We start from the raw sequence: 20,011 nt of genomic DNA, 5'->3' as shown, positions 1-20,011 counted from the left end.
GTGCCAGCTGGCGCCGAGCCTCCCGTCCGGTGGTCCGCCGGTCAGACGGCGCGGGACGCGACGCCCTCGATGGTGGCGACGGCGGGCAGCTGCGCTGCCTCGCGCCGGAGCACGACGACCGTGACGTCGTCGTCGTGCGGGACCTCGCCCGCTCGCGCGGCCAGCGCCTGCACCAGGGCCTGCGGGTCGCGGTGCTCGCGGGTGAGTGCCGCGACCGCGTCGACCGCATCGTCGTCGAACAGGTCGAGCACGCCGTCGCTGAAGGTCACGAGCACGTCGCCCGGCTCGAGGACGGTGCTCGTCGTGCGCCACGCGTTCAGCAGCTCGAGTCCGAGGCCCAGCGGCAGGTCGCCCGACAGCAGCCGCTCCACCCGGCCGTCGGCGCGGATGATCGAGCTGAGGCCGTGGCCGGCGTCGGCCCACTGCAGGACGCCCTCGTCGGAGACACGGGCGTGGAACAGCGTGGTGAAGGTCACCTCGGAGCTCAGGGTCTCGGCGGCCAGGCCGTCGGACGCACGCTTGAGCGCCTCGGACGCGTCGTCCACCGTGCGGGCGCTGCGCAGCGTCGATCGGACGGCGGCGGCGATGAGGCCGGCTCCGACGCCCTTGCCCATCACGTCGCCCAGGCTGAAGGCGATGCCGCCGGGGGTCGGGTACCAGTCGAAGAAGTCGCCGCCGACGGTCTTCGCCGGCAGGCAGGCACCGGCGATCGTGACCGAGTGGCCGGCGTCCAGGCCGGTGCTCGGCAGGAGTGAGCGCTGCACGGTCGCGGCCCGGTCGATCTCGGCCCGGACGGCGTCCTCGTTGCCCCGCGCTGCCGCGACGCTCCGACGCGCGTTCCGTGCCAGTTCGTGGACGATGACGGCGACCATGCCGAAGACGACGACGGTGATCCCCAGGCGGACGAGTTCGCTGCCGGCCGGCGGCTGCGCGGGGTTGATCGCGAACGGCGTCAGGATCACGACCGCGACACCGACCGCGGCGTAGACGATGTTCCACCGGCCGGGCCGTGACGCCGCCCACACGACCGGCAGGATCACGAGCGAGGTGAACACCGAGGAGCCGTTGCCGGTGCCGGCGCGCAGCAGGGCGACGGCGATGAAGTCGATGGCGGGCAGGACCGCCCCGAGCAGCACGAGCCGGGGCAGGCCGGCCGCGGTCGCTGCCACCAGGGTCGCGATCGCCGTGACCACGAAGCTCGCCAGGAAGGCATGGGGCTGCGTGATCTCGAGGACCGGCAGCGCCACGGTGAGCAACGCGGAGAGTGCGACGAACGCGCTGATCGGGGCCTGACGGACCAGCGGGTTGTCGTAGATGCTGGCGCGGTTGGGCATGCTCACTGAAGTCTAGGGACCGTCAGTGTCGGCGTTGGCCCCTCTTCGGGGGCCGGTCTGGGCCGGTTGCGGCCGCTTGCCGAGGGCTGCTTGCTGCTCGCCGCCGGTCAGCGCGGCCAGGTGAGGACGACCGCGACCGTGTTGAACAGCACGTGCGCCAGGATCGCTCCGCCGATGCGACCGGTCATCGCCACGAGCGCGCCGGTGAGCAGGCCGAGCAGGAACGTGGTGGTGAACACCTCGAAGCCGACCAGCGACGACGCCGGGCTGCTGATCAAGACGTGCAGCAGCGCGAACAGGAACGCCGTCAGCAAGACCGCGAGGAACCGGGTGCGCGGCGTCAACGCGTCGGCCAGCCGGCGCTGGAACAGCCCGCGGAACACGACCTCCTCGAGCACGGGGCTGACCACGCACACCCCGATCGCGGACACGACGAGCAGGACCACGTCCACCTGGCCGAGGGTGGGCGCCGGACGCAGGCCAGAGGTGCCGAAGAACGAGATCGACATGGCTGCGTCCACGGCGCGGGACACGATCACGATGCCGACGGCGACGATGGCGTCGCCCCAGCCGAGGCTGAGGCGGCTGATGACGTTCGGCCTGGAGGCTCGGCGCAGCACCCACAGGGCGCCGACGGTGAGCGGGACCCACACCGCCAGGTCCGCGGCCAGGACCTGCAGGACCGGCGCGGGGATGCCGCCGCCCCGCGCGAAGCCGGTCACGAACCGCGCCAGCACGACCGCCACCCCGACCGCGACGAGCAGGGTGAAGAGGTCACGCTGGCGGGCGGTCTCGACATCGGTGGTCGTCCGGTCAGGGGCGCTGCTCATGGCGACACCGTAGAGGACTCTGGGACCACATCACGGAATACAGCCGAGGCGGACTCATTCGTGTGGCACTATTTCCATGCCGCTCGCTGGGACAACCCCGGTGTGCCTGTTCTCGGGACAGAACAGGGATGCGGCTCATCGTCGGGGAAGGCGGGCCGCGTGGAACTACGCGACTACATCACGGTGCTGCGCAAGGGATGGGCTCTCATCCTGGTGTTGGCACTGATCGGGGTGGCCGCGGCCGCGGGCTACTCACTGCTGAAGAAGCCCGTGTACTCCACGTCGGCGCAGGTGTTCGTCTCGACGCAGACGAGCGGCAGCGCGAGCGACCTGGCGCAGGGCAACGCCTTCACGCAGCAGCGGGTGCTGACCTACTCGAACCTGGTCACCACGCCGATCGTGCTCCTGCCGGTCATCTCGAGCCTGAAGCTCGACATGACGACGGACCAGCTGGCGGGCATGATCACGTCCACCGCGCCGACGAGCACGACCCTCATCGCCATCAGCGTCGAAGGCACCAATCCCGTGCAGGCGGCGGACATCGCGAACGCGACGTCCCAGAGTCTGACGAACGTCGTGCAGAACATCGAGGCGACGGACGCGGACGGACAGAGCACCGTCAAGCTCACCCGGGTGAAGCAGGCTGACGTCCCGAGCAAGCCCGTCAGCCCCAACGTCCCGGTCAACGTCGTGCTCGGACTACTCATCGGGCTCGCCCTCGGCGTCGGCATCGCCGTGCTCCGCGAGACGCTCGACACCCGCGTCCGCACCGAGCTGGACGTCGAGAAGATCAGCGCGAAGCCCGTGGTCGGCGGCATCGCCTTCGACAACAAGGCAGCCGAGCGCCCGCTCATCGTGCAGGTCGACCCGCGCAGCCCGCGTGCCGAGTCCTTCCGTACGCTCCGCACCAACATCCAGTTCCTCGACATCGGCAGCAAGTCGCGCACGTTCGTGATGACGTCGTCGGTCCAGTCCGAGGGCAAGAGCACGACGATCGCGAACCTGGCGATCGCCCTCGACAGCGCCGGCTTCCGGGTCATCCTGATCGACGCCGACCTCCGCCGCCCGCGCGTGGCCGAGTACATGGACGTCGAGAGCAACGCCGGCCTGACCGACGTGCTCATCGGTCGTGCCGAGCTCGAGGACGTGGCCCACCCCTGGGGTCGCGGCAACATGGTCGTGCTCCCCGCCGGACCGATCCCGCCGAACCCCTCCGAGCTCCTCGGCTCGCAGGCGATGCAGAAGCTGATCGAGCGACTCGAGTCGGAGTTCGACTACGTGCTGTTCGACGCACCGCCACTCCTGCCGGTCACGGACGCCGCCATCCTGTCGAAGAAGGCGTCGGGTGCCATCGTCGCCGTCGCCTCGGGCAAGACGCACAAGGGCCAGCTCGCCGGTGCCGTCGCCGCGCTCGAGAACGTCGGCGCCCCGATCGCCGGCTTCGTCATGACGATGATGCCTGTACGTGGCCCCGGGGCGTACGGCTACGGGCGCTACGGCTACGGATACGGCATCGGGTACGGCACCGACGAGGACGACGCCCGTGTGAAGCCGGACAAGCGGAGCGCCAAGCTCGGCATCCTCCGTCGCGCAGAGCGGTGAGGGTGTCGACCTGATGTCATCAGGCCGGGGGGCCCGAGGCCTCGCAGGTTCGCTGTCGCGCAACGCCCTGCTCTGGGTCGCGGCGGTCGTGGTGCTGCTCGTCGTCATCGACGTGGTCCTGGTCGCGCTGGCGCTGTCGCGCACCGCTCCCCAGGACTCGGGGGAGTCCGGCCCGATCCCGACCTTCACGAGCCCCCCGTCCCCGCGGCCGACCGCCACGGCGACCAGCACTGCTGCCCCGTCTGCGCCCGCCGGAGCGATGCAGTCCTCGTCCGGCCGCCACCTGCTGACCGCAGTCGACGGAACAGCGGCCTGGCGTGCGTCGGCGGGTGTCTGCGGCGGCTCCGGGGAAGTGCTGCAGCACACCACCGACGGTGGGGCGAGCTGGCAGTCGGTCCGCCTCGGCGAGGACGTCGAGTCGATCCTCGCGCTCCGAGCCTCCGCCACCTCGATCTCCATGCTCGTGGCCGCCGGCCCCGACTGCGAGGTCGTCGTGCGCACCAGCGCCGACGACGGAGCCACCTGGAGTGCCGGCACCGCTGGTGCTGCCGGCGCCGGGATCGGCCCCGACGGGCTCGTCCTGAAGTCCGGCACCGTCGATCCGCCGTGCTCGGACCCGACCGAGGTGTTCCAGGGCGACTACACGACCGCAGTGATCTGCCAGGACGTCCTGGAGTGGCGCTCCGGCACGGGTGCGTGGGTCGAGGCCCCGATGAAGGGGATCCGCTCGCTCGCCGACGCCGGCGACAACTACACGGTGGCGTTGGTCGGCGCTGATGACTGCTCCGGCGTGCAGATCGCCTCCGTCGGCGCCGCGAAGGTCACCCCGACGTCGACCGCGACCGCCGTCGGCTGCGATGCCGATGCGGACACCGACGGCCCGGTGACCGTTGCCCGCAACGGTGAGCACGTGTGGCTGTGGGCCGGCAAGTCCGTGGCCGTGTCGTCGGACGGTGGCGTCACGTGGTGACCGGAGCGTCACGGTGACCGCCGGCGCGGTCCGTCTGCCGCGGTCGACCGGCTCCACCGCAGAGTGGAGCCGTACCTATTCGCGGCGGGTCCTGATCACCGACCTGCTCGCGCTCATCTGGGTCGTGTTCGGGGTGCAGATCGCCTGGCTCGGTCTCAGCTCGAACCTGGCCACGGACACGGCCGACCTCCGCCTCAGCTACACGGGGATCTCGATCGTCGTGATCATCGTGTGGATGGCCGCGCTCGCGATCTACGACACACGCGGTGCTCGCGTCATCGGCGTCGGCAGCACGGAGTACCGGCTGATCGCCGACTCGAGCGTCCGGGTGTTCGGGCTCCTCGCGATCGCGGCCTTCCTCTTCCACGTCGACCTCGCTCGTGGGTATGTCCTCATCGCCTTCCCCGTCGGGATCCTCGTCCTCCTGGTGTCCCGGTGGATGTGGCGACAGTGGTTGGTGGCGCAGCGGAAGCGCGGGCACTACTCGGCGAAGGTCCTGCTGGTCGGTTCCCCCGCCAGCGTCCTGCACATCGCCAACGAACTCGCACGGTCACCGGAGGCCGGCTACCGCGTGATCGGCGCGACCGTGTCGACCGGACACCGAGGCACGCTCCCCGGGTCGACGATCAACAGCTTCGGCGGCTTCGACGACGTGGGGCACGCGCTCGCCGCCAGCGGTGCAGACACCGTCGTCATCACGAGCTCGGACGACCTGCCGCCAGAGCGCGTCCGTGAACTCAGCTGGTCCCTGGAGCCCGGTCGACAGCACCTCGTCGTCGCTCCGAGCCTGACAGACATCGGTGGCCCACGGATCCACACCCGACCGGTGCAGGGGCTTCCCCTGATCCACGTCGAGACGCCTACGTACTCGGGGCGGAAGCTCTACACGAAGCGGGCGTTCGACGTCGTCGGGTCGGCCTTGCTCATCGCGGTCCTCTCGCCGGTCCTCGCAGTGCTCGCGATCTCGGTGAAGCTCAGCTCGCCTGGACCTGTGCTGTTCCGGCAGGAGCGGGTCGGCCTCAACGGCGGCACCTTCCGCATGATCAAGTTCCGATCGATGGTCGTCGATGCCGAGACGCGGTTGCAAGAGTTGAGCACACTGGACCGCGCGGAGGGCAACGCCGTCCTCTTCAAGATGCGAGACGATCCACGTGTCACGCGAGTCGGCTCGTTCATGCGCCGGTTCAGCCTCGATGAACTGACGCAGCTCTTCAACGTGCTGGTCGGCGACATGTCCCTCGTCGGTCCGCGCCCACCGTTGCGACGTGAAGTCGACCGCTATGACTCGCACGTTCATCGTCGGTTCCTGGTGAAGCCCGGCATGACCGGGCTCTGGCAGGTCAGCGGCCGTTCCGACCTGTCGTGGGAGGACTCCGTGCGACTTGACCTGTTCTACGTCGAGAACTGGTCCACCATGGGCGACCTCGTCATCCTCTGGAAGACCGGACGAGCTGTCGTCGCTCGGGAAGGGGCGTACTGATGCCGGCCGCGTGGACCGTCGCTGCCCCGTACCCGGAGGGTGCTGTGATGCAACTTGCAGCTGCGCTTCACACTCGTGGCAGCCTCCGAGAATTGGTGATGCCGAGTCGCCGGGCAACTCGATCCGCCGCTCGTTTCGCTTCCCTCGTCCTGCCGTCCGGCGCGAGAAGACAGAGGTACCTCTCCGTTGACCACGGGCCTCTACCCTCAGAAGTCGGTCCGGTGCTGGAGGGCTTGCGCTTGCTGGCTCGGGTCGGGCTCGCACCGGGTGGGGCTGCTGACCCGATGCGCGCGGTGAGACAGCCGTTCGATCGTGCTGTGGCTCGCCGGCGGCGGCAGCACGGCGTAGGGGACGTTCTCCTGGGCATGCCAGGGGCGACGCGGACAAGCTTCCTCGCAGGTGGTGACGCGTACCGCGTCCTCCACCAAGTCGACGGACATCCGGATGCTCGGAACGAAGCTCTGGCCGTGTTCGGTGAGCGTGCGCGACGTGAGTTGGTTCCCGTCCCGCTGTCGGACGGGATCCGACGTGAACTCGATCTCGCAGAGGTCGTGCTCGTCCCATCGGAGGCCGTTCGACGGCAGCTCATCCACGCGGCTGTTGATCCACGAAAGCTCTTCCACGTTCCGTATGGCGTCAACGTCGATCGATTCCAGGCCCCGGGTTCCGAGCGCCAGCCGGGACCTCGCCGTTTGCTCTACGTCGGCCAGGTCAGCTATCGCAAGGGAATCCCTTTCCTCGTGGAGGCGTGCCGGAGAGGTGACTTCGTTCTCGATCTCGTGGGTCCGTTGATCGCCCCCGAACTCATCCGGAATCTCCCGGTCAACGTGCGATATCGAGAAACTGTCTCCAACGCGGATCTCACGACGCTCTTCGCTCAGGCAGACGCGTTCATCCTTCCGTCGGTGGAGGACGCGTTCGGCTTGGTGGTCACGGAAGCCCTCGCTTCGGGCTTGCCCGTCATCACCACGCGCCAAACTGGCGCTTCCGAGGTGATGGAGGGCGTTGATGGCGTCGTGCTGGAGGCTGGTGACGTGGACCGACTTCGCAAATCTCTCCAGGAGATACCGGAACTAAGTCTGTCCGACCGGAGGACGCGGGCAGGCCGATTCCGGGACCGGGTCGCTTCGGGCGACGTTCACAGCTGGGGCACCTACACGGCCGCTGTGATCTCCGGGATCGAAGATCGTCTCCGACTTCGGACGGACCACTGATGCCGTCCTCGAGTCGATCGCCGCTGAGCCGGCACGCATCGCTGAGCGTCGGGTACGGAACGAACATGGTGGCCCTCGCGGTCGCGGGCCTTGCACTCATACCGGCGCTGATCGCCACAGTCGGACCCCGTGATTGGGCGGACATCGCGGTCGCCCAAGCGATCGGAGGGTTCTGCGGGGTCATCACCGGCTACGGCTGGGGCTTGGCAGGCCCCGCTTACGTCGCGCGTGCCGACCCCAGGACTCGGGCACTGAGGTACGCGGAGTCCTTGCGAGGACGTGCGCTGGTGGGCATCGTGATGCTGCCGGTCGGTGCAGTTGTCCTCTCGCTCGTCATCGACCGGGTGGCTCTCGTTCCGATCCTGGCGTTGTTGACGACAGCAGCAGTCGCACTCAGCCCGGCTTGGTTCTACGTCGGCGTGGCTCGCCCCTGGACCCTCATCGTGATCGACACGATCCCGCGGGTGATGGGCACGGCCTTGGGCATCCTGCTGCTGCATCTCGGATTGCCGACCGGCTTTGCATTCGTGTCACAGTTGACCGGCATCGGAGTCGGTCTGGTGGTCGCCACACTCACCATCCGTCGACAGGCCGGGGGAGCTCGAATCTCAGTGAGTTGGCCGCGCACCCTGAGCGTCCTCCGTGATCAGTCACACGGCATGGTCGCTGCGGGAGCGTCTGCCAGCTTCGCTGCGCTCCCGGTCATCCTCGTCGGGTTGATCGCTCCCGCTGCCTTGCCGGTCTACGCGGTCTTCGACAAAGTCCAGCGGCAGTTTGCCTCGGCAGTGTCGCCCGTGGTGCAGATGTCGCAGGGATACGTTGCACGTGCTGCGCCAGCGGACCGGGCCAAGGCTGTCAGGAGAGTGACGCTGGTCACTGGCGTGTTGTCGCTCTCCGGGATGGCACTGTTCGCTGTCATCGGGGGTTGGTTCCTCCACCTCCTGGTCGCACAGACGATCACGTTCACGCTCGTCGAGGTCGGGATCCTGGGAGTGGCACTCGGACTGATCCTGTTTGAACAGGTGTTCGGCCACGCAGTCCTGGCTACGGCAGGTCGAATGAAGCCGCTCGCTGCCGCTACCTCTGTCGGGGCGGTCGTTGGACTGCTCCTGGTGAGTCTGGGGGCAGCCAGTAGCGGTGCGCTCGTCGCACTGGTCGGATTCGAGGTCGGGCTCGGCGTGACCATCGTGCTCGAGGTCGTAACGGACGCTCGGGCGGAACGAACAGCCAGACGTCCGCGGAACGCCGCACACGACGTGGAGCTGACGAACTGATGTCGCGTCCGCAGCTTGCCTACGTGTTGCAGGACTCGACCGCCGCGCACGATCGCCCGAACCGTCTCCTCCTGCTCCTCCTCCTCGCCGCCGCGATGACGTCCCCGTGGACCGGGGTGCGGATCGCAGGCCTCAACCTCGCGGATTTCTTCCTGGTGGCCTCGCTGGCCCTCGCTCTGCTGCTGGGCTTGACTCGTCGGGTGGCGGTGCCGATGCCGTGGCAGTTCGTCGTGCTGCCGGTCGTCGTGCTCGTCCTCATGGGGCGAGACGCCGTCTTCTTCGACCGTCTGCCGTTCCAGACGCTCGAAGCGGCACAGTTCACCACGGGTGATGCGCTCGGCGAGACAGTGGGGGGCTCGGCGACGTTCCTCGTCAGGCTGGTGTTGTGCTGGACCGCCGTCGGGCTTTCGGTCGGAGCCTTCCACCGGTTCCCGAGGGCGCTGGTCTCGATCATCGCGGCCTGGCTCCTGGGCATAGCGATCGGAGTGTCCTGGTCGATCCTGCAGTTCACCTTCGCGCTGCCTGATCTGCCGTTCGTGTTCCACATCGACTCAGCGGCCCGTGCCGTAGGCCTGACGAATCACCCGAACTCGCTTGCGGAGACCATCGGCGTGGGGCTGCCTCTGGCAGTGTTCCTGGCGTTGGGCCCACGCGCGGGACTGGTTCGCCGCGCGGGCGGATGTGCGCTCGTCGTCCTGTCGATGTGGGGCCTGTTCTTGACTGGGTCTCGAGCCGGCCTCGCCGTCGGCTTCTTCGCCTTGGTCCTCAGCGTGATCATCCGGCTGATCTGGAGCGGCAGAGGAGCGTGGGGTCTACCGCTGGGCTTGCTGTCGATAGTGGGCGCGGTGCTCTGGCTGCCGTCCGTGTGGGCGACCACGAGGTTCTCGCAAGGCGTCGCGGAGGCTTCGGACAGCGCGCGGGTCCAGGCCTTGACAGAGGGTCTCGGGATCTTCCTGCGTCATCCTCTTGGCGGAGCCGGCCTCTCAACCTGGCTTGGCGAGATGGTGCCGTTGATCCTCTTGTCCGGCGGTGGGGTCATCCTCTTCGCAGCCTTCTACAGCAGCCTCGGCAGCGTCTTCCGGAGAGTGTGGCGTGCGCGGGGCCAGGAACTGAATGCGCACCTGGCAGGTGCAGGCCTGGTGGTGTTGGCTTTCGGGCTGTTGAACAACGGGCTGGTCGAACGGTACCTCTACTGGCCCCTCATCGTCGGCTTCTACCTCGCCAGCGCCCGACTGCGATCCAGCGATCCACTTGAGACGGTCGAGTCAGAGCCAGCCAGGACGCCCAACCACTCTGAGTGATCCCGGGCGCTCCGGTTGCAGACTCAGAGTTCCCAGGTGACGTCGGTGGAGATGACTCGCGCGGGGGAACCAACGACGAGGGCACGTGGTGGAACGTCGCGGGTGACGATGCTCCCGGTGCCGACGATTGCTCCGTCTCCGATCGTGACGCCCTTCAGGATGCGAGCGCCTTGGCCGATCCAGACGTGGTCGCCGACTCTGATCGGTGCTCGGCCGTAGACCCCGTTCACACTGTGCGCGTCGTTGTCCATGATGAGCACGTCCCACGCGATGGCACAGTCGCTGCCTATGTCGACCGACGTGGAGCAATTGATCTCCACGTTGCGATTGAAGTACGTGCGGGCTCCGATCCGCACTGAAGCACCCGGGCGAGTGAGACTCAACCGCACTCCGGGAAACAACCGAACACGGGCGCCGACACGGACCTCAGTCCGAGCGGTCCGGTGCACTCGTGGGAACCCATCCAGGCGTCCGAGCCCATCTGCGCGGATGCGTCGCATCTTCGTCCAGATCAGGAACCGGACGACTCCGAGAGCCGTCGTGGGAGAGATCACGAGGACATTCCTCCAGAGGGGACCAGCGCCCTCGTGAAGACGTCCGCGAAACGGTCCGGCGTGTGCGCGAGTATCTCGGGCGTCTCGATCAGGCCTACCCCGGCTTTTCGGGCCTTCACCAGTGCGTCTTCGATGCCGGTCTCGGTCGGCGAGGTCACGAACACTCGAGTCATCTCCGCCACGGAAGCGGCGACGCCCGCGTTCTCGCTGACGACGACTCCCAGTCCGGCTGCGAGCGCTTCATTGACGACCAAGCCCCACACCTCTTCTTCGGACGGCAACACGAGCGTGTCGAAATGATGAAGACGTCGTGCCAGTGCCTGGTTCGACAAGGCGCCCTCGAATTCCACGACCTCGGCGAGGCCCAAACCAACGGCCTCGTTCCGGAGTACCTGCATCTGTTCCCCCGTACCGACGTAGCAGAGGGTGTCGTCAGACAAGCGGCTCTTCGCGAACGCTCGCAGGAGCAGCAACGGGTTCTTCCGTTGGATGAGCTGTCCGACGAAGACGAATCGATGTCCCGGGCCGTGCGGCTCCGGCCTCGATCGAGCCGCCGAGTGGAACGCCGTCACGTCGACCGCGTTGAAGCCCTGGTGTATCCGCGAGCTTTCGACTCCGAAGCTCTCCAGAGCACGCCTCGCGGACAAACCGGGAACGACCACGGCGTCGAGCGAGCGGTAGAACCGAGATCGGGCCGCTGCGACAGGACCGGACCGATGTCGGTTGGACTGCAGCGTCGACTCGTAGAACCCGACAGTCCGGATGCGCCGGACCTTCGCCTCGAGGAGCACTTGCCAGTAAACCGGTGACTCCCACGCCCCGATGAGCACTGCCGACGTTCCACGGGGTACGACGGGCGCTGAACGGGCAACGTAGAAGGAGCGTTCGCCCCGGCGGATGGTGACGTTGGGCACCCACGTGTATCGGGAACCCTGCGGTGCCTTCCAGTCGTCGGGACGGCGCCCCTCGCGGTCGAGGGAAGCGCTCGTCTCGAGGAGATGGACGCGGAGGGGGTGTTGTTCTTCTATTCGTTCCCAGAGCGGGATCCGATACGGAGCAGCGACGTTCGTGAACCATCTGATCATTCGTCTGGCCTGTCCGTACGAGGGGTGAACGCGTATGCGGCCATGACCTCGTCGTTGACACGAGCGAGCGTGAACGACTGCGCCAACTGCCTGCCTCTGGCCCCACGTTCAGCGAGCTCGGCAGGGTCACGCAGCGCTTGATCGATCGCATCATCCAAGCTGAGGCCCGGGTCACCGAAGACGTAGCCAGTCCTCGCTTCTTCCACAACGGAAGCAAGTGCGGCGGTCTTGTGTATGAGTACCGGAGTGTTCTGCGCTAGAGCTTCCAAGATCGTCAGACCGAACGGCTCGCCAACAGCAGGGAGGACGTAGAGCAGGCTGTTCGCCATCTCACTGGGAACGTCTTCCGGAGACAGAGCGCCGGTAACGACGAGGTTCTTCGGTGAACCCGCGTCAAGGACAGCTTCGTGCACCCGCGCTCCGTCGCCTTCGTCCGGACCGGCGATACGGAACTCGACTGCGGGCCAGTCCGGCGCCAGCCTTCCGGCAGCTGAGGCGAATTCAGATGCGCCCTTCCTCGGGTGCAGACGCGCCAGGAAGAGAACTGTGCGTCGATCGTTTTGGAGAAGTGTGCCCAGACGGATGCCGTTCGATTGGATGGACAGCCGGTGGGATGGGGTCCCGAGGTGAGCGAAGTGCTCTTGCTCCGTCGGAGTGAGCACCAGCACGGCGCGAGCGCCACGAGCGGATGGTCGGAGTGCGAAGCGGTCGAAGAGGCTGACAAGGACGCCCCGTCCCGGTTCGACCATGCCATGCGTCTGCAAGATGAAGCGAGCCTTGAACAAGTTCAAGGAGAGCGCCGCCACAGTCGTGAGCGAATCGCGTGCGATGTGGATGTGAAAGACGTCAGTTGCGTGACGCGCACGCAGGACGTGGTGTATCAGTGCAACAGAGAAGAGGCCGGAGTACCCCTGGCGCGTGATCCGCCGTGCGGGGAACGCGCGTAGCGGGACGCCCTGGAATTCGTGGGGAAGTTTGTCGTACCCCTCGTACGTCGCCACGAGTCTTGCATCATGGCCGTTGGCACGTTGTTCTCGGGCCAAGTCCGCTGCGACTCGGAGCGGTCCCCCGTACCGACCGTCCGGGCTGACATGGGCAACTATGTGAACGATCTTGCGTCGGGTTCCGTCGCTGCGATCAGGCAATCTCGTCTCCGAAGCGCGATCCACGAAGTTCAGCTGGGTTGCCTCCCGCTATCGCGCCGGCCGGGATGTGTGAGTTGACGAGCGACATCGGTTGGACGAGCGCTGAGCGACCCACCCGTGCGCCACCGAGGATCATGCATCGTGAAGTCACCCAGGCGCCGTCCTCAATCCAGATCGGTCGCGTGACGAGCGCCATGTCTCGGCGGTGAGCGTGACTGCCAGTGGTCAGGAATGTCTCTTGTGAGAGCACCACGTCGTGCCCGACATGAATGTGGTCCTGATTGTGGAACCAGACTCCTTCGCCGATCCAGCTGTTCGCCCCAACGTGCAACTTCCAGGGGAATCGCACGCGAGTGCGAGGTCGGAACACCACACCGTCGGCGATCTCCGCGCCGAACAGTCGGAGAGCGGCGACTCGCAGTCGAGACGATATCTGCCAAGGGTTCGTGACGAGGGACAGTTCAACGACCCCCCAGAGGTACACGATTGCCTTGGGGCGTCCCCAGGTAGTGCGTTCGCCTGGCGCATCCGCGAGCGGAATGACGTGGTCGTGGTCTGTCGTCGACATCAGAGGTCGAGCTCCCGTTCTCGCCTCGACAGGGCGAGGCGACGTCCTCGTCGATCCTAGGAGCAAGGGGGGCTCCTTGCCGAGCGCCATGTCGGGATCAGCTGTTGGGATGCGTTCGGACGCGACGACCGTCATGCACGAGCGAGCTCACGGCGCCGACCATCTCCGTGACCATCATGTCAAGTGTGTGCGACCCTGCCGCTGCTTCGATCGCTTCGGAAACACGCGCGACCTCAGAAGGAGACTCACTCAACTGGACCATCATCTGTGCTAGAGCTGGCGCGTTCGGCGGGATGACGAACAGATGGGCCTCAGGAGTCAAGTAGTCGAACTCCGGTCCGTGCCGCGCGGTCTTGGTGGTGATGAGCGGGAGTGCCATCACCATGCTCTCGACTGCGATCAGACCCACCCGCCCCGGATTGACGAGAGCGATCGCCACGCGAGCAATCCGACCCTTTTGCGCATCGTCGACGTAGCCGAGCATCCGCACTTGTCCGCGGGCGCGAGCAGGTGCGAACAGCACATCAAGTTCGCCATGACCGCCGACGATGAGTTGAATGGATGACCCTTGCGACCAGAGGATGTCCAGAGCATCAACAACCAGGTCCACTCGCTTGGTGGCGTCAACCCCGCCGATCATCGCGAAGACAGGCCCCGAGGACACGCCGAGCTCAGCTCGGATCGCCGACGGGGTGCGCCCGCGCTCGAGAAGAACAGCGGCCTGCAGAACAGATGTGTCGATGGTGTTGTGGAGGACCGTGATGTTGTGAGGAGGGACGCCGTATGCCTCGGCGGTGCGCGCTCCGCGCTCGGTGTAGGCCAGGACTCTGTCAGCCCGGCGTGCCTGCCAGCGCCGGAGGGCACGCGTGACACGCGTGTCCGCAGTGACATACGCCCCAACGTGACCCCAGACTCCAACGGCTCGTCGGCGTTGGAGGAGAGCGCCGTAGGAGGCGATCGAGCCGGCCGCGAGTTCGACGATCACGACATCTGCTGAACGCCAGACGGACCGAGCGCGCGTGTACCGGAGCTGGAAGCGACCGGCCCGGAGGACGCGGACGCGAAGAGGCACGTGCGTGACGTTCCGTAGGTGAACGGAGTCGAGACGAGCGCTCTGGGGCCCCGTCGGTTCGCCGCTCGCGACGACGAGATCGTGGCCTTCGTCGTGCAGCCGCCGCCCCAGGGCCTCGAACAAGGGCGCGCGATAGGTGGGTACGTACGGCTGGACGATCACGATCTTGGCCACAGTGCCACTTTCTTCGTGCTCGGATGTCGCGAGAAGGATACGTGATGTTACCGGGGCGAGATCCCGGTTCTGCGGTGCGCCGATGAGACACAAGCACCTGTTATGTTCACCGAGTGACGAACCCCTTGTCGGTCTTGCTGGTCGGCATCAACTTCGCCCCGGAGACCACGGGCATTGCTCCGTACTCATCGGCTCTCGCGGCGGCTCTCGTGCAGCGCGGCAACAGAGTGCGAGTCATCACGGCGAACGCGCACTACCCGCAGTGGGCCTTCAACGGCAGCCCGCGCCGCCATGTCCGAGAAGCCCGTGGTGGCTTCCGTGTGGACCGTTTCCGACACCTCCTGCCCAGGCGTCCTGGTGGCTTGTCACGTGCCCTGTCCGAGATGTCGTTCGGCATTGCGTCTGCGATGACGCGCTTCGGGCGGCCCGATGTGCTCGTTCTGGTGTCACCGGCCCTGCTGTCCAGCGCCCTCACGCTCGTGCGCGCGAGACTCTTCCGACGAGTACCGGTCGTTGTCTGGGTTCAGGATCTCTACTCACTCGGGGTCCGCGAGCTCGGTGAAGGAGGATCACGCTGGGCCGTACGCACGATCTGCATGATTGAGCGGTGGTTGCTCAGGCGGGCAGACGCCGTGGTCGTGATCCACGATCGCTTCCGGGAGACCGTGGTCACCGAGATGGGCGTGCAGCCGGCAGCGGTGACGGTCGTGCGCAACTGGTCTCACCTGGACGGTCCCGTCTCCTTTGATCGCGCGGCGGTGCGAGCCCACCTCGGATGGGATGACGACGACGTCGTTGTCCTCCACTCCGGGAACATGGGGGTCAAGCAAGGGCTCGAGAACGTGATCCTCGCGGGCCGTCGTGCACAGGAGCGTGGCAGTGCCGTGCGTTTCGTCCTGCTCGGCGACGGGAACCAACGTGACGTGCTGGCAACAGCTGCGCGTGAAGTCCCGACAGTGCAGATGCTCGGCTCCGTGCCGGACGAGCAGTTCCGCAAGGTCCTCGGCGCAGCCGACGTGCTCTTGGTCAACGAAAGGCCCGGTGTCGCGGGTATGGCTGTACCGAGCAAGCTCACCTCGTACTTCAGCACTGGCCTCCCGGTGATCGCGGCAACCGATCCTGGAAGCGTCACCGAGAGCGAGGTGCTGTTGTCCGGTGGTGGAGTCGCCGTTCCGGCAGGTGACCCAGATGCCCTTCTGCGAGCTGCGGAGGGACTTGCTGAGGACACTGCAGGAGCGGCGGCTATGGGACGAGCCGGGATGCACTTCCGCGCCACACAGCTCTCGAGCGAGGCTGCGCTTGAGACCTATGCTCAATTACTTGCGAGGTTGGCCAACGGTCAGAAGGCCTCCAACTTCCGAGAAGCGGGGAACAGTTGACGAAGCGCGCACTCATCACGGGCATCACCGGACAGGATGGGTCATACCTGGCCGAGCTCCTGCTCCGCAAGGGGTACGAAGTGCACGGGATCATCCGCCGCGCATCAACGTTCAACACATCGCGGATCGACCACCTGTACGTGGACCCGCACAACCCGGATGCCAAGCTCTTCCTGCATTACGGCGACCTGGGTGACGGCGCTCGCCTGGTCAGCCTCCTCGGGGAACTGAAGCCAGACGAGGTCTACAACCTCGCGGCCCAGTCGCACGTGCGTGTCTCCTTCGACGAGCCGGAGCACACCGGTGACGTCACTGGTGTCGGGGCGATGCGCATGCTGGAAGCGGTGCGGATGTCCGGCATCCACACGCGCTTCTACCAGGCGTCGTCGTCCGAGATGTTCGGTGCGACCCCGCCGCCGCAGAACGAAGAGACACCGTTCTGGCCGCGCTCGCCCTACGGTGCGGCGAAGGTCTACAGCTACTGGGTGACGCGCAACTACCGCGAGGCCTACGGGATCTTCGCCGTCAACGGCATCCTGTTCAACCACGAGTCCCCGCGTCGCGGTGAGACGTTCGTGACGCGGAAGATCACGCGCGCGGTCGCTCGCATCAAGGCTGGCATGGAAGACCACGTCTACCTCGGCAACCTCGACTCGATCCGCGACTGGGGCTACGCCGCGGAGTACGTCGAGGGCATGTGGCGGATGCTGCAGGTCGACGAGCCCGACGACTTCGTGCTCGCCACCGGTGGGAACTTCACCGTCAAGGACTTCCTCGCAACCGCCTTCTCCCACGCGGGCCTGCAGTGGGAGGACCACGTCCGGTTCGACGAGCGCTACCTCCGGCCGAGTGAGGTCGACGCCCTGGTCGGCGATGCGTCCAAGGCGAAGGACAAGCTCGGGTGGGAGGCGACGGTCGACACAGCTGAGCTCGCGAGGATCATGGTCGACGCCGACATCGAGGCCCTCGAGCACGAGGGCCGTCCGTGGATCGACAAGGTCCGCCTGCAGAGCTGGGAGTCCTGATGCCCGACACGGAGTTCGCCGCAGGGCCGCTCGACCGTTCCGCCCGCGTCTACGTCGCTGGACACGGTGGACTGGTCGGGTCCGCTGTCTGGCGCAAGTTGGAGTCCGAGGGCTTCACCGATCTGGTGGGTCGGCGGTCGTCCGAACTCGACCTGAAGAACCGGGATGCCGTCTTCGCGTTCTTCGCCGAGCAGAAGCCGCGCTACGTGGTGCTCGCTGCGGCGAAGGTCGGCGGGATCATGGCGAACAACACCTACCCGCAGGACTTCCTGAGCGAGAACCTGCAGATTCAGGTCAACGTCATGGACGCCGCCGTGGAGCAGGGCGTCGAACGGCTGATGTTCCTCGGATCGTCGTGCATCTACCCGAAGTTCGCGGAGCAGCCGATCCACGAGGACGCGCTCCTCACCGGCTACCTCGAACCGACGAACGACGCCTATGCGATCGCCAAGATCGCCGGGATCATGCAGGTCCAGGCAGTGCGTCGTCAGTTCGGACTGCCCTGGATCTCAGCGATGCCGACCAACCTCTACGGCCCCGGCGACAACTTCTCGCCGACCGGTTCGCATGTGCTGCCAGCGCTGATCCGCCGTTATGACGAGGCCGCTCGTTCCGGAGCTGACCGGGTCGAGAACTGGGGGACCGGCACACCTCGGCGTGAGTTCCTCCACGTCGACGACATGGCCGCCGCCGTCCTGCACCTCATGGAGCACTACGACGGACCGGCACAGGTCAACGTCGGTACCGGGACGGACGTCACGATCAAGGAGATCGCTGACACCATCGCAGGCATCGTCGGCTTCGATGGCGAAACGGTTTGGGACACCTCGAAGCCGGACGGGACACCGCAGAAGCTGCTCGACGTGTCCAAGCTCGGCGATGCCGGTTGGAACGCGCAGATCGGGCTCGAAGACGGCCTGCGGAGCACCATCGACTGGTACCACCAACACGTCGACGAGATTCGCGGATGAGCTCGGGGTCGGACATGAGCGACCACAGCACTGTCCCCATGTCCGACCTTCCTGAGTCGGGACGGACCACAGCACGCCGGGGTTCCAGGGGCCGGCCGGTGCTGTGGGTCGTGCTGGCGCTCGTCCTGTTGTTGATCCTCGCTGTCGCCTGGGTCGGCGTGCGTGGCCTGATGGCCAAGCGCGACCTGGAGCAGTCCGTACAGCTCGTCGGCACGCTCCGTTCGGAACTGGTCAGCGGCGACAGCACTGCTGCGCAGAAGACCGCTGAGGACCTGCAGGACCACGCCGCCTCAGCCAGGTCACTGACTGGTGACCCGGTCTGGAGCGCCTTCCAGGTCCTCCCGTTCGTCGGCTCGAACCTGCGTGCGGTGCGCGAGGTCGCCGTCGTTGTGGACGACGTGGCGACGGGAGCGGTGAAGCCGGTGGCCGGCGTGATCGGCAACGTGAACGTGAAGGCGTTCGCGCCGAAGGACGGCAAGGTCGACCTCGCTCCGCTGGTGAGGGCACAGCCGGCGGTCCAGCGCGCGACGACGACGCTGGCGAAGGCGGATCGGGCCGCGGCAGCGATCGACACTTCGGACACCCTCTCGCCGGTGACCGGCGCCGTGAACCAGCTCCGAAACGCGGTCGCGTCGGTCGCGGCTCAGGCGGACGTCGCGAACCGGGTGGTGCAGCTCGCGCCGGCCATGCTCGGGCACGACGGTGACCGGCGGTACCTGCTGCTGTTCCAGAACAACGCCGAGCTCCGCGCCGGGGGAGGCATCCCCGGAGCCGTCGCGCTCCTCGACGTCAAGGACGGCGCGATCCACCTGTCGAACCAGGCGTCGGGTTCGTCCTTCGGCCAGTCGGAGCAGCCGGTCCTGCCGCTGTCGACCGACACGCAGGGTCTGTACGGCGCCATCACCGGCGAGTACATGCAGGACGTCACGCTGACGCCACGTTTCGACGTCTCGGCCAAGCTCGCCCGCGAGATGTGGAAGCAGCGGTTCGGCCAGCAGGTCGATGGCGTCCTCGCGATGGATCCGGTGACGTTGGCCTACATCCTCAAGGCCACCGGTCCGGTGCAACTGCCGACCGGCGATACCTTGACGTCGGACAACGCGGTCAAGCTGCTCCTCAGCGACGTCTACGCCAAGTACCCGGACCCGCAGGTGCAGGACGCCTTCTTCGCCTCGGCCGCGAGCGCGGTCTTCGCCAAGGTGTCGAGTGGCGCGTTCGACCCGAAGGCCTTCATCACGGCACTCACCGACGGTGTCCAGGAGAACCGACTGCGCCTGTGGATCGCGGACGAGTCCGAGCAGACCCAGCTCGCTGGGACCGCCGTGACCGGCCCACTGCCGACGAGCAGTGCGTCCGAGCGGCAGTTCGGGATCTACCTCAACGACGCCACCGGGGCAAAGATGGACTTCTGGCTGCAGAAGACCGTCGCCGTGGGCAGCGCCGTGTGTCGGGCGGACGGCCGGCCGACATCAGTGGTCCAGGTCACCCTGAAGAACACGGCGCCGGCAGACGCCGCGACCAGTCTCCCCGCCTACGTGACCGGGGCAGGGGACTTCGGGGTGGCACCCGGCAAGGTCCAGACGAACGTCGCGGTCTATGCGGCGAAGGACGAGATCTACCTCGGCTCGACGCAGGACGGCAAAGCGGCCGCACCGCACACCGCGGTCGACGGGGACCACCCGGTCGTGCAGGTCCAGACCCTGCTCGCGCCCGGCCAGAGCACGACGTTCCGGGTGACGTTCCTGGGGTCCGCGAAGCAAGCGAGGGCGGCTGTCACAGCCATGTCGACCCCCACCATCACGCAGACCACGGTGCAGCCCGCAGCCGTCGATTGCGGGAAACCTGCGGGTTGACGTCACGGTTTCTGGACTTTCCGGCTCAGATCGTGCCCCCATTCCGGGGGAGAAGTGGGTGTCGGCGACTTGTGCGCGGAGCGCGTGTGGATGTCTGCACCAAGCGTTCGCAGGTCATCACGCGGCCCTGACCAGGGAAAACCTAGCGACCGTGAGGGGATCGGCCCACCAGGCCCCTCT

15 protein-coding genes and 1 pseudogene are annotated in these 20,011 nt (G+C 66.9%); 10 read left to right on the top strand and 6 right to left on the bottom strand.

The features are described from left to right. Positions 1-41 precede the first annotated feature (41 nt). Both ITJ54_RS09725 and ITJ54_RS09720 read right to left on the bottom strand, forming a co-directional pair. A complete protein-coding gene (locus ITJ54_RS09725; protein WP_194627775.1) occupies positions 42-1,334 on the bottom strand; it encodes a PP2C family protein-serine/threonine phosphatase in 1,293 nt (430 codons plus the stop codon). 107 nt (positions 1,335-1,441) lie between these two features. Further along, the gene (locus ITJ54_RS09720; protein WP_194627773.1) at positions 1,442-2,164 is read right to left on the bottom strand and encodes a CPBP family intramembrane glutamic endopeptidase; all 723 of its coding nucleotides are present in this window, start codon (positions 2,162-2,164) and stop codon (positions 1,442-1,444) included. A 159-nt stretch (positions 2,165-2,323) separates the two neighbouring features. Here ITJ54_RS09720 and ITJ54_RS09715 point away from each other — a divergent pair, with 159 nt between their 5' ends. The 6 genes from ITJ54_RS09715 to ITJ54_RS09690 all read left to right on the top strand — a co-directional run bounded on the left by ITJ54_RS09715 (position 2,324) and on the right by ITJ54_RS09690 (position 10,005). Then, the gene (locus tag ITJ54_RS09715; protein ID WP_194627771.1) at positions 2,324-3,766 is read left to right on the top strand and encodes a polysaccharide biosynthesis tyrosine autokinase; all 1,443 of its coding nucleotides are present in this window, start codon (positions 2,324-2,326) and stop codon (positions 3,764-3,766) included. 13 nt (positions 3,767-3,779) lie between these two features. After that, positions 3,780-4,736: a hypothetical protein gene (locus tag ITJ54_RS09710; protein WP_194627769.1), complete on the top strand. Its 957-nt coding sequence runs from the start codon at positions 3,780-3,782 to the stop codon at positions 4,734-4,736. After that, a complete protein-coding gene (locus tag ITJ54_RS09705; protein ID WP_194627767.1) occupies positions 4,720-6,216 on the top strand; it encodes a sugar transferase in 1,497 nt (498 codons plus the stop codon). The genes ITJ54_RS09710 and ITJ54_RS09705 overlap by 17 nt, the downstream gene beginning before the upstream one ends. Further along, positions 6,216-7,430, top strand: a complete 1,215-nt coding sequence (locus tag ITJ54_RS18465) for a glycosyltransferase family 4 protein (protein ID WP_416354902.1) — start codon at positions 6,216-6,218, stop codon at positions 7,428-7,430. Before ITJ54_RS09705 ends, ITJ54_RS18465 begins: the two co-directional genes overlap by 1 nt. A gap of 65 nt (positions 7,431-7,495) precedes the next feature. Continuing rightward, a complete protein-coding gene (locus ITJ54_RS09695; protein WP_194627763.1) occupies positions 7,496-8,704 on the top strand; it encodes a hypothetical protein in 1,209 nt (402 codons plus the stop codon). Next, a complete protein-coding gene (locus ITJ54_RS09690; RefSeq protein ID WP_194627761.1) occupies positions 8,704-10,005 on the top strand; it encodes an O-antigen ligase family protein in 1,302 nt (433 codons plus the stop codon). Before ITJ54_RS09695 ends, ITJ54_RS09690 begins: the two co-directional genes overlap by 1 nt. Positions 10,006-10,028: 23 nt before the next feature. Here ITJ54_RS09690 and ITJ54_RS18460 read toward each other — a convergent pair. The 4 genes and pseudogenes from ITJ54_RS18460 to ITJ54_RS09670 all read right to left on the bottom strand — a co-directional run. Further along, positions 10,029-10,199, bottom strand: a pseudogene (locus ITJ54_RS18460) (DapH/DapD/GlmU-related protein); the annotation flags it as partial. Positions 10,200-10,555: 356 nt separating this feature from the next. Beyond that, the gene (locus ITJ54_RS09680) at positions 10,556-11,644 is read right to left on the bottom strand and encodes a glycosyltransferase family 4 protein (protein ID WP_194627759.1); all 1,089 of its coding nucleotides are present in this window, start codon (positions 11,642-11,644) and stop codon (positions 10,556-10,558) included. Next, positions 11,641-12,813, bottom strand: a complete 1,173-nt coding sequence (locus tag ITJ54_RS09675; RefSeq protein ID WP_323741668.1) for a glycosyltransferase — start codon at positions 12,811-12,813, stop codon at positions 11,641-11,643. Before ITJ54_RS09675 ends, ITJ54_RS09680 begins: the two co-directional genes overlap by 4 nt. Before the next feature lie 641 nt (positions 12,814-13,454). After that, complete coding sequence (locus tag ITJ54_RS09670) at positions 13,455-14,603, bottom strand: glycosyltransferase family 4 protein (protein WP_194627755.1); 1,149 nt, start codon at positions 14,601-14,603, stop codon at positions 13,455-13,457. Between the two features lie 113 nt (positions 14,604-14,716). Here ITJ54_RS09670 and ITJ54_RS09665 point away from each other — a divergent pair, with 113 nt between their 5' ends. The 4 genes from ITJ54_RS09665 (at position 14,717) to ITJ54_RS09650 (ending at position 19,831) form a co-directional block, all read left to right on the top strand. Then, positions 14,717-15,982 carry a glycosyltransferase family 4 protein gene (locus ITJ54_RS09665; protein WP_323741667.1) on the top strand — a complete coding sequence of 422 codons (1,266 nt, stop codon included), beginning with the start codon at positions 14,717-14,719 and terminating at the stop codon, positions 15,980-15,982. After that, entirely contained in the window at positions 15,979-17,007 is a 1,029-nt protein-coding gene (gene gmd, locus ITJ54_RS09660; RefSeq protein ID WP_194627753.1) for a GDP-mannose 4,6-dehydratase, read from the top strand. The genes ITJ54_RS09665 and gmd overlap by 4 nt, the downstream gene beginning before the upstream one ends. Next, the gene (locus tag ITJ54_RS09655; protein WP_194627751.1) at positions 17,007-17,978 is read left to right on the top strand and encodes a GDP-L-fucose synthase family protein; all 972 of its coding nucleotides are present in this window, start codon (positions 17,007-17,009) and stop codon (positions 17,976-17,978) included. The genes gmd and ITJ54_RS09655 overlap by 1 nt, the downstream gene beginning before the upstream one ends. A 98-nt stretch (positions 17,979-18,076) precedes the next feature. After that, positions 18,077-19,831: a DUF4012 domain-containing protein gene (locus ITJ54_RS09650; protein WP_194627749.1), complete on the top strand. Its 1,755-nt coding sequence runs from the start codon at positions 18,077-18,079 to the stop codon at positions 19,829-19,831. Positions 19,832-20,011 lie beyond the last annotated feature (180 nt).

The sequence above is a fragment of the Curtobacterium sp. VKM Ac-2865 genome, assembly GCF_015350905.1.
Classification (GTDB): Bacteria; Actinomycetota; Actinomycetes; order Actinomycetales; family Microbacteriaceae; genus Curtobacterium.
This window is presented reverse-complemented; position numbering and strand designations above follow the sequence as displayed.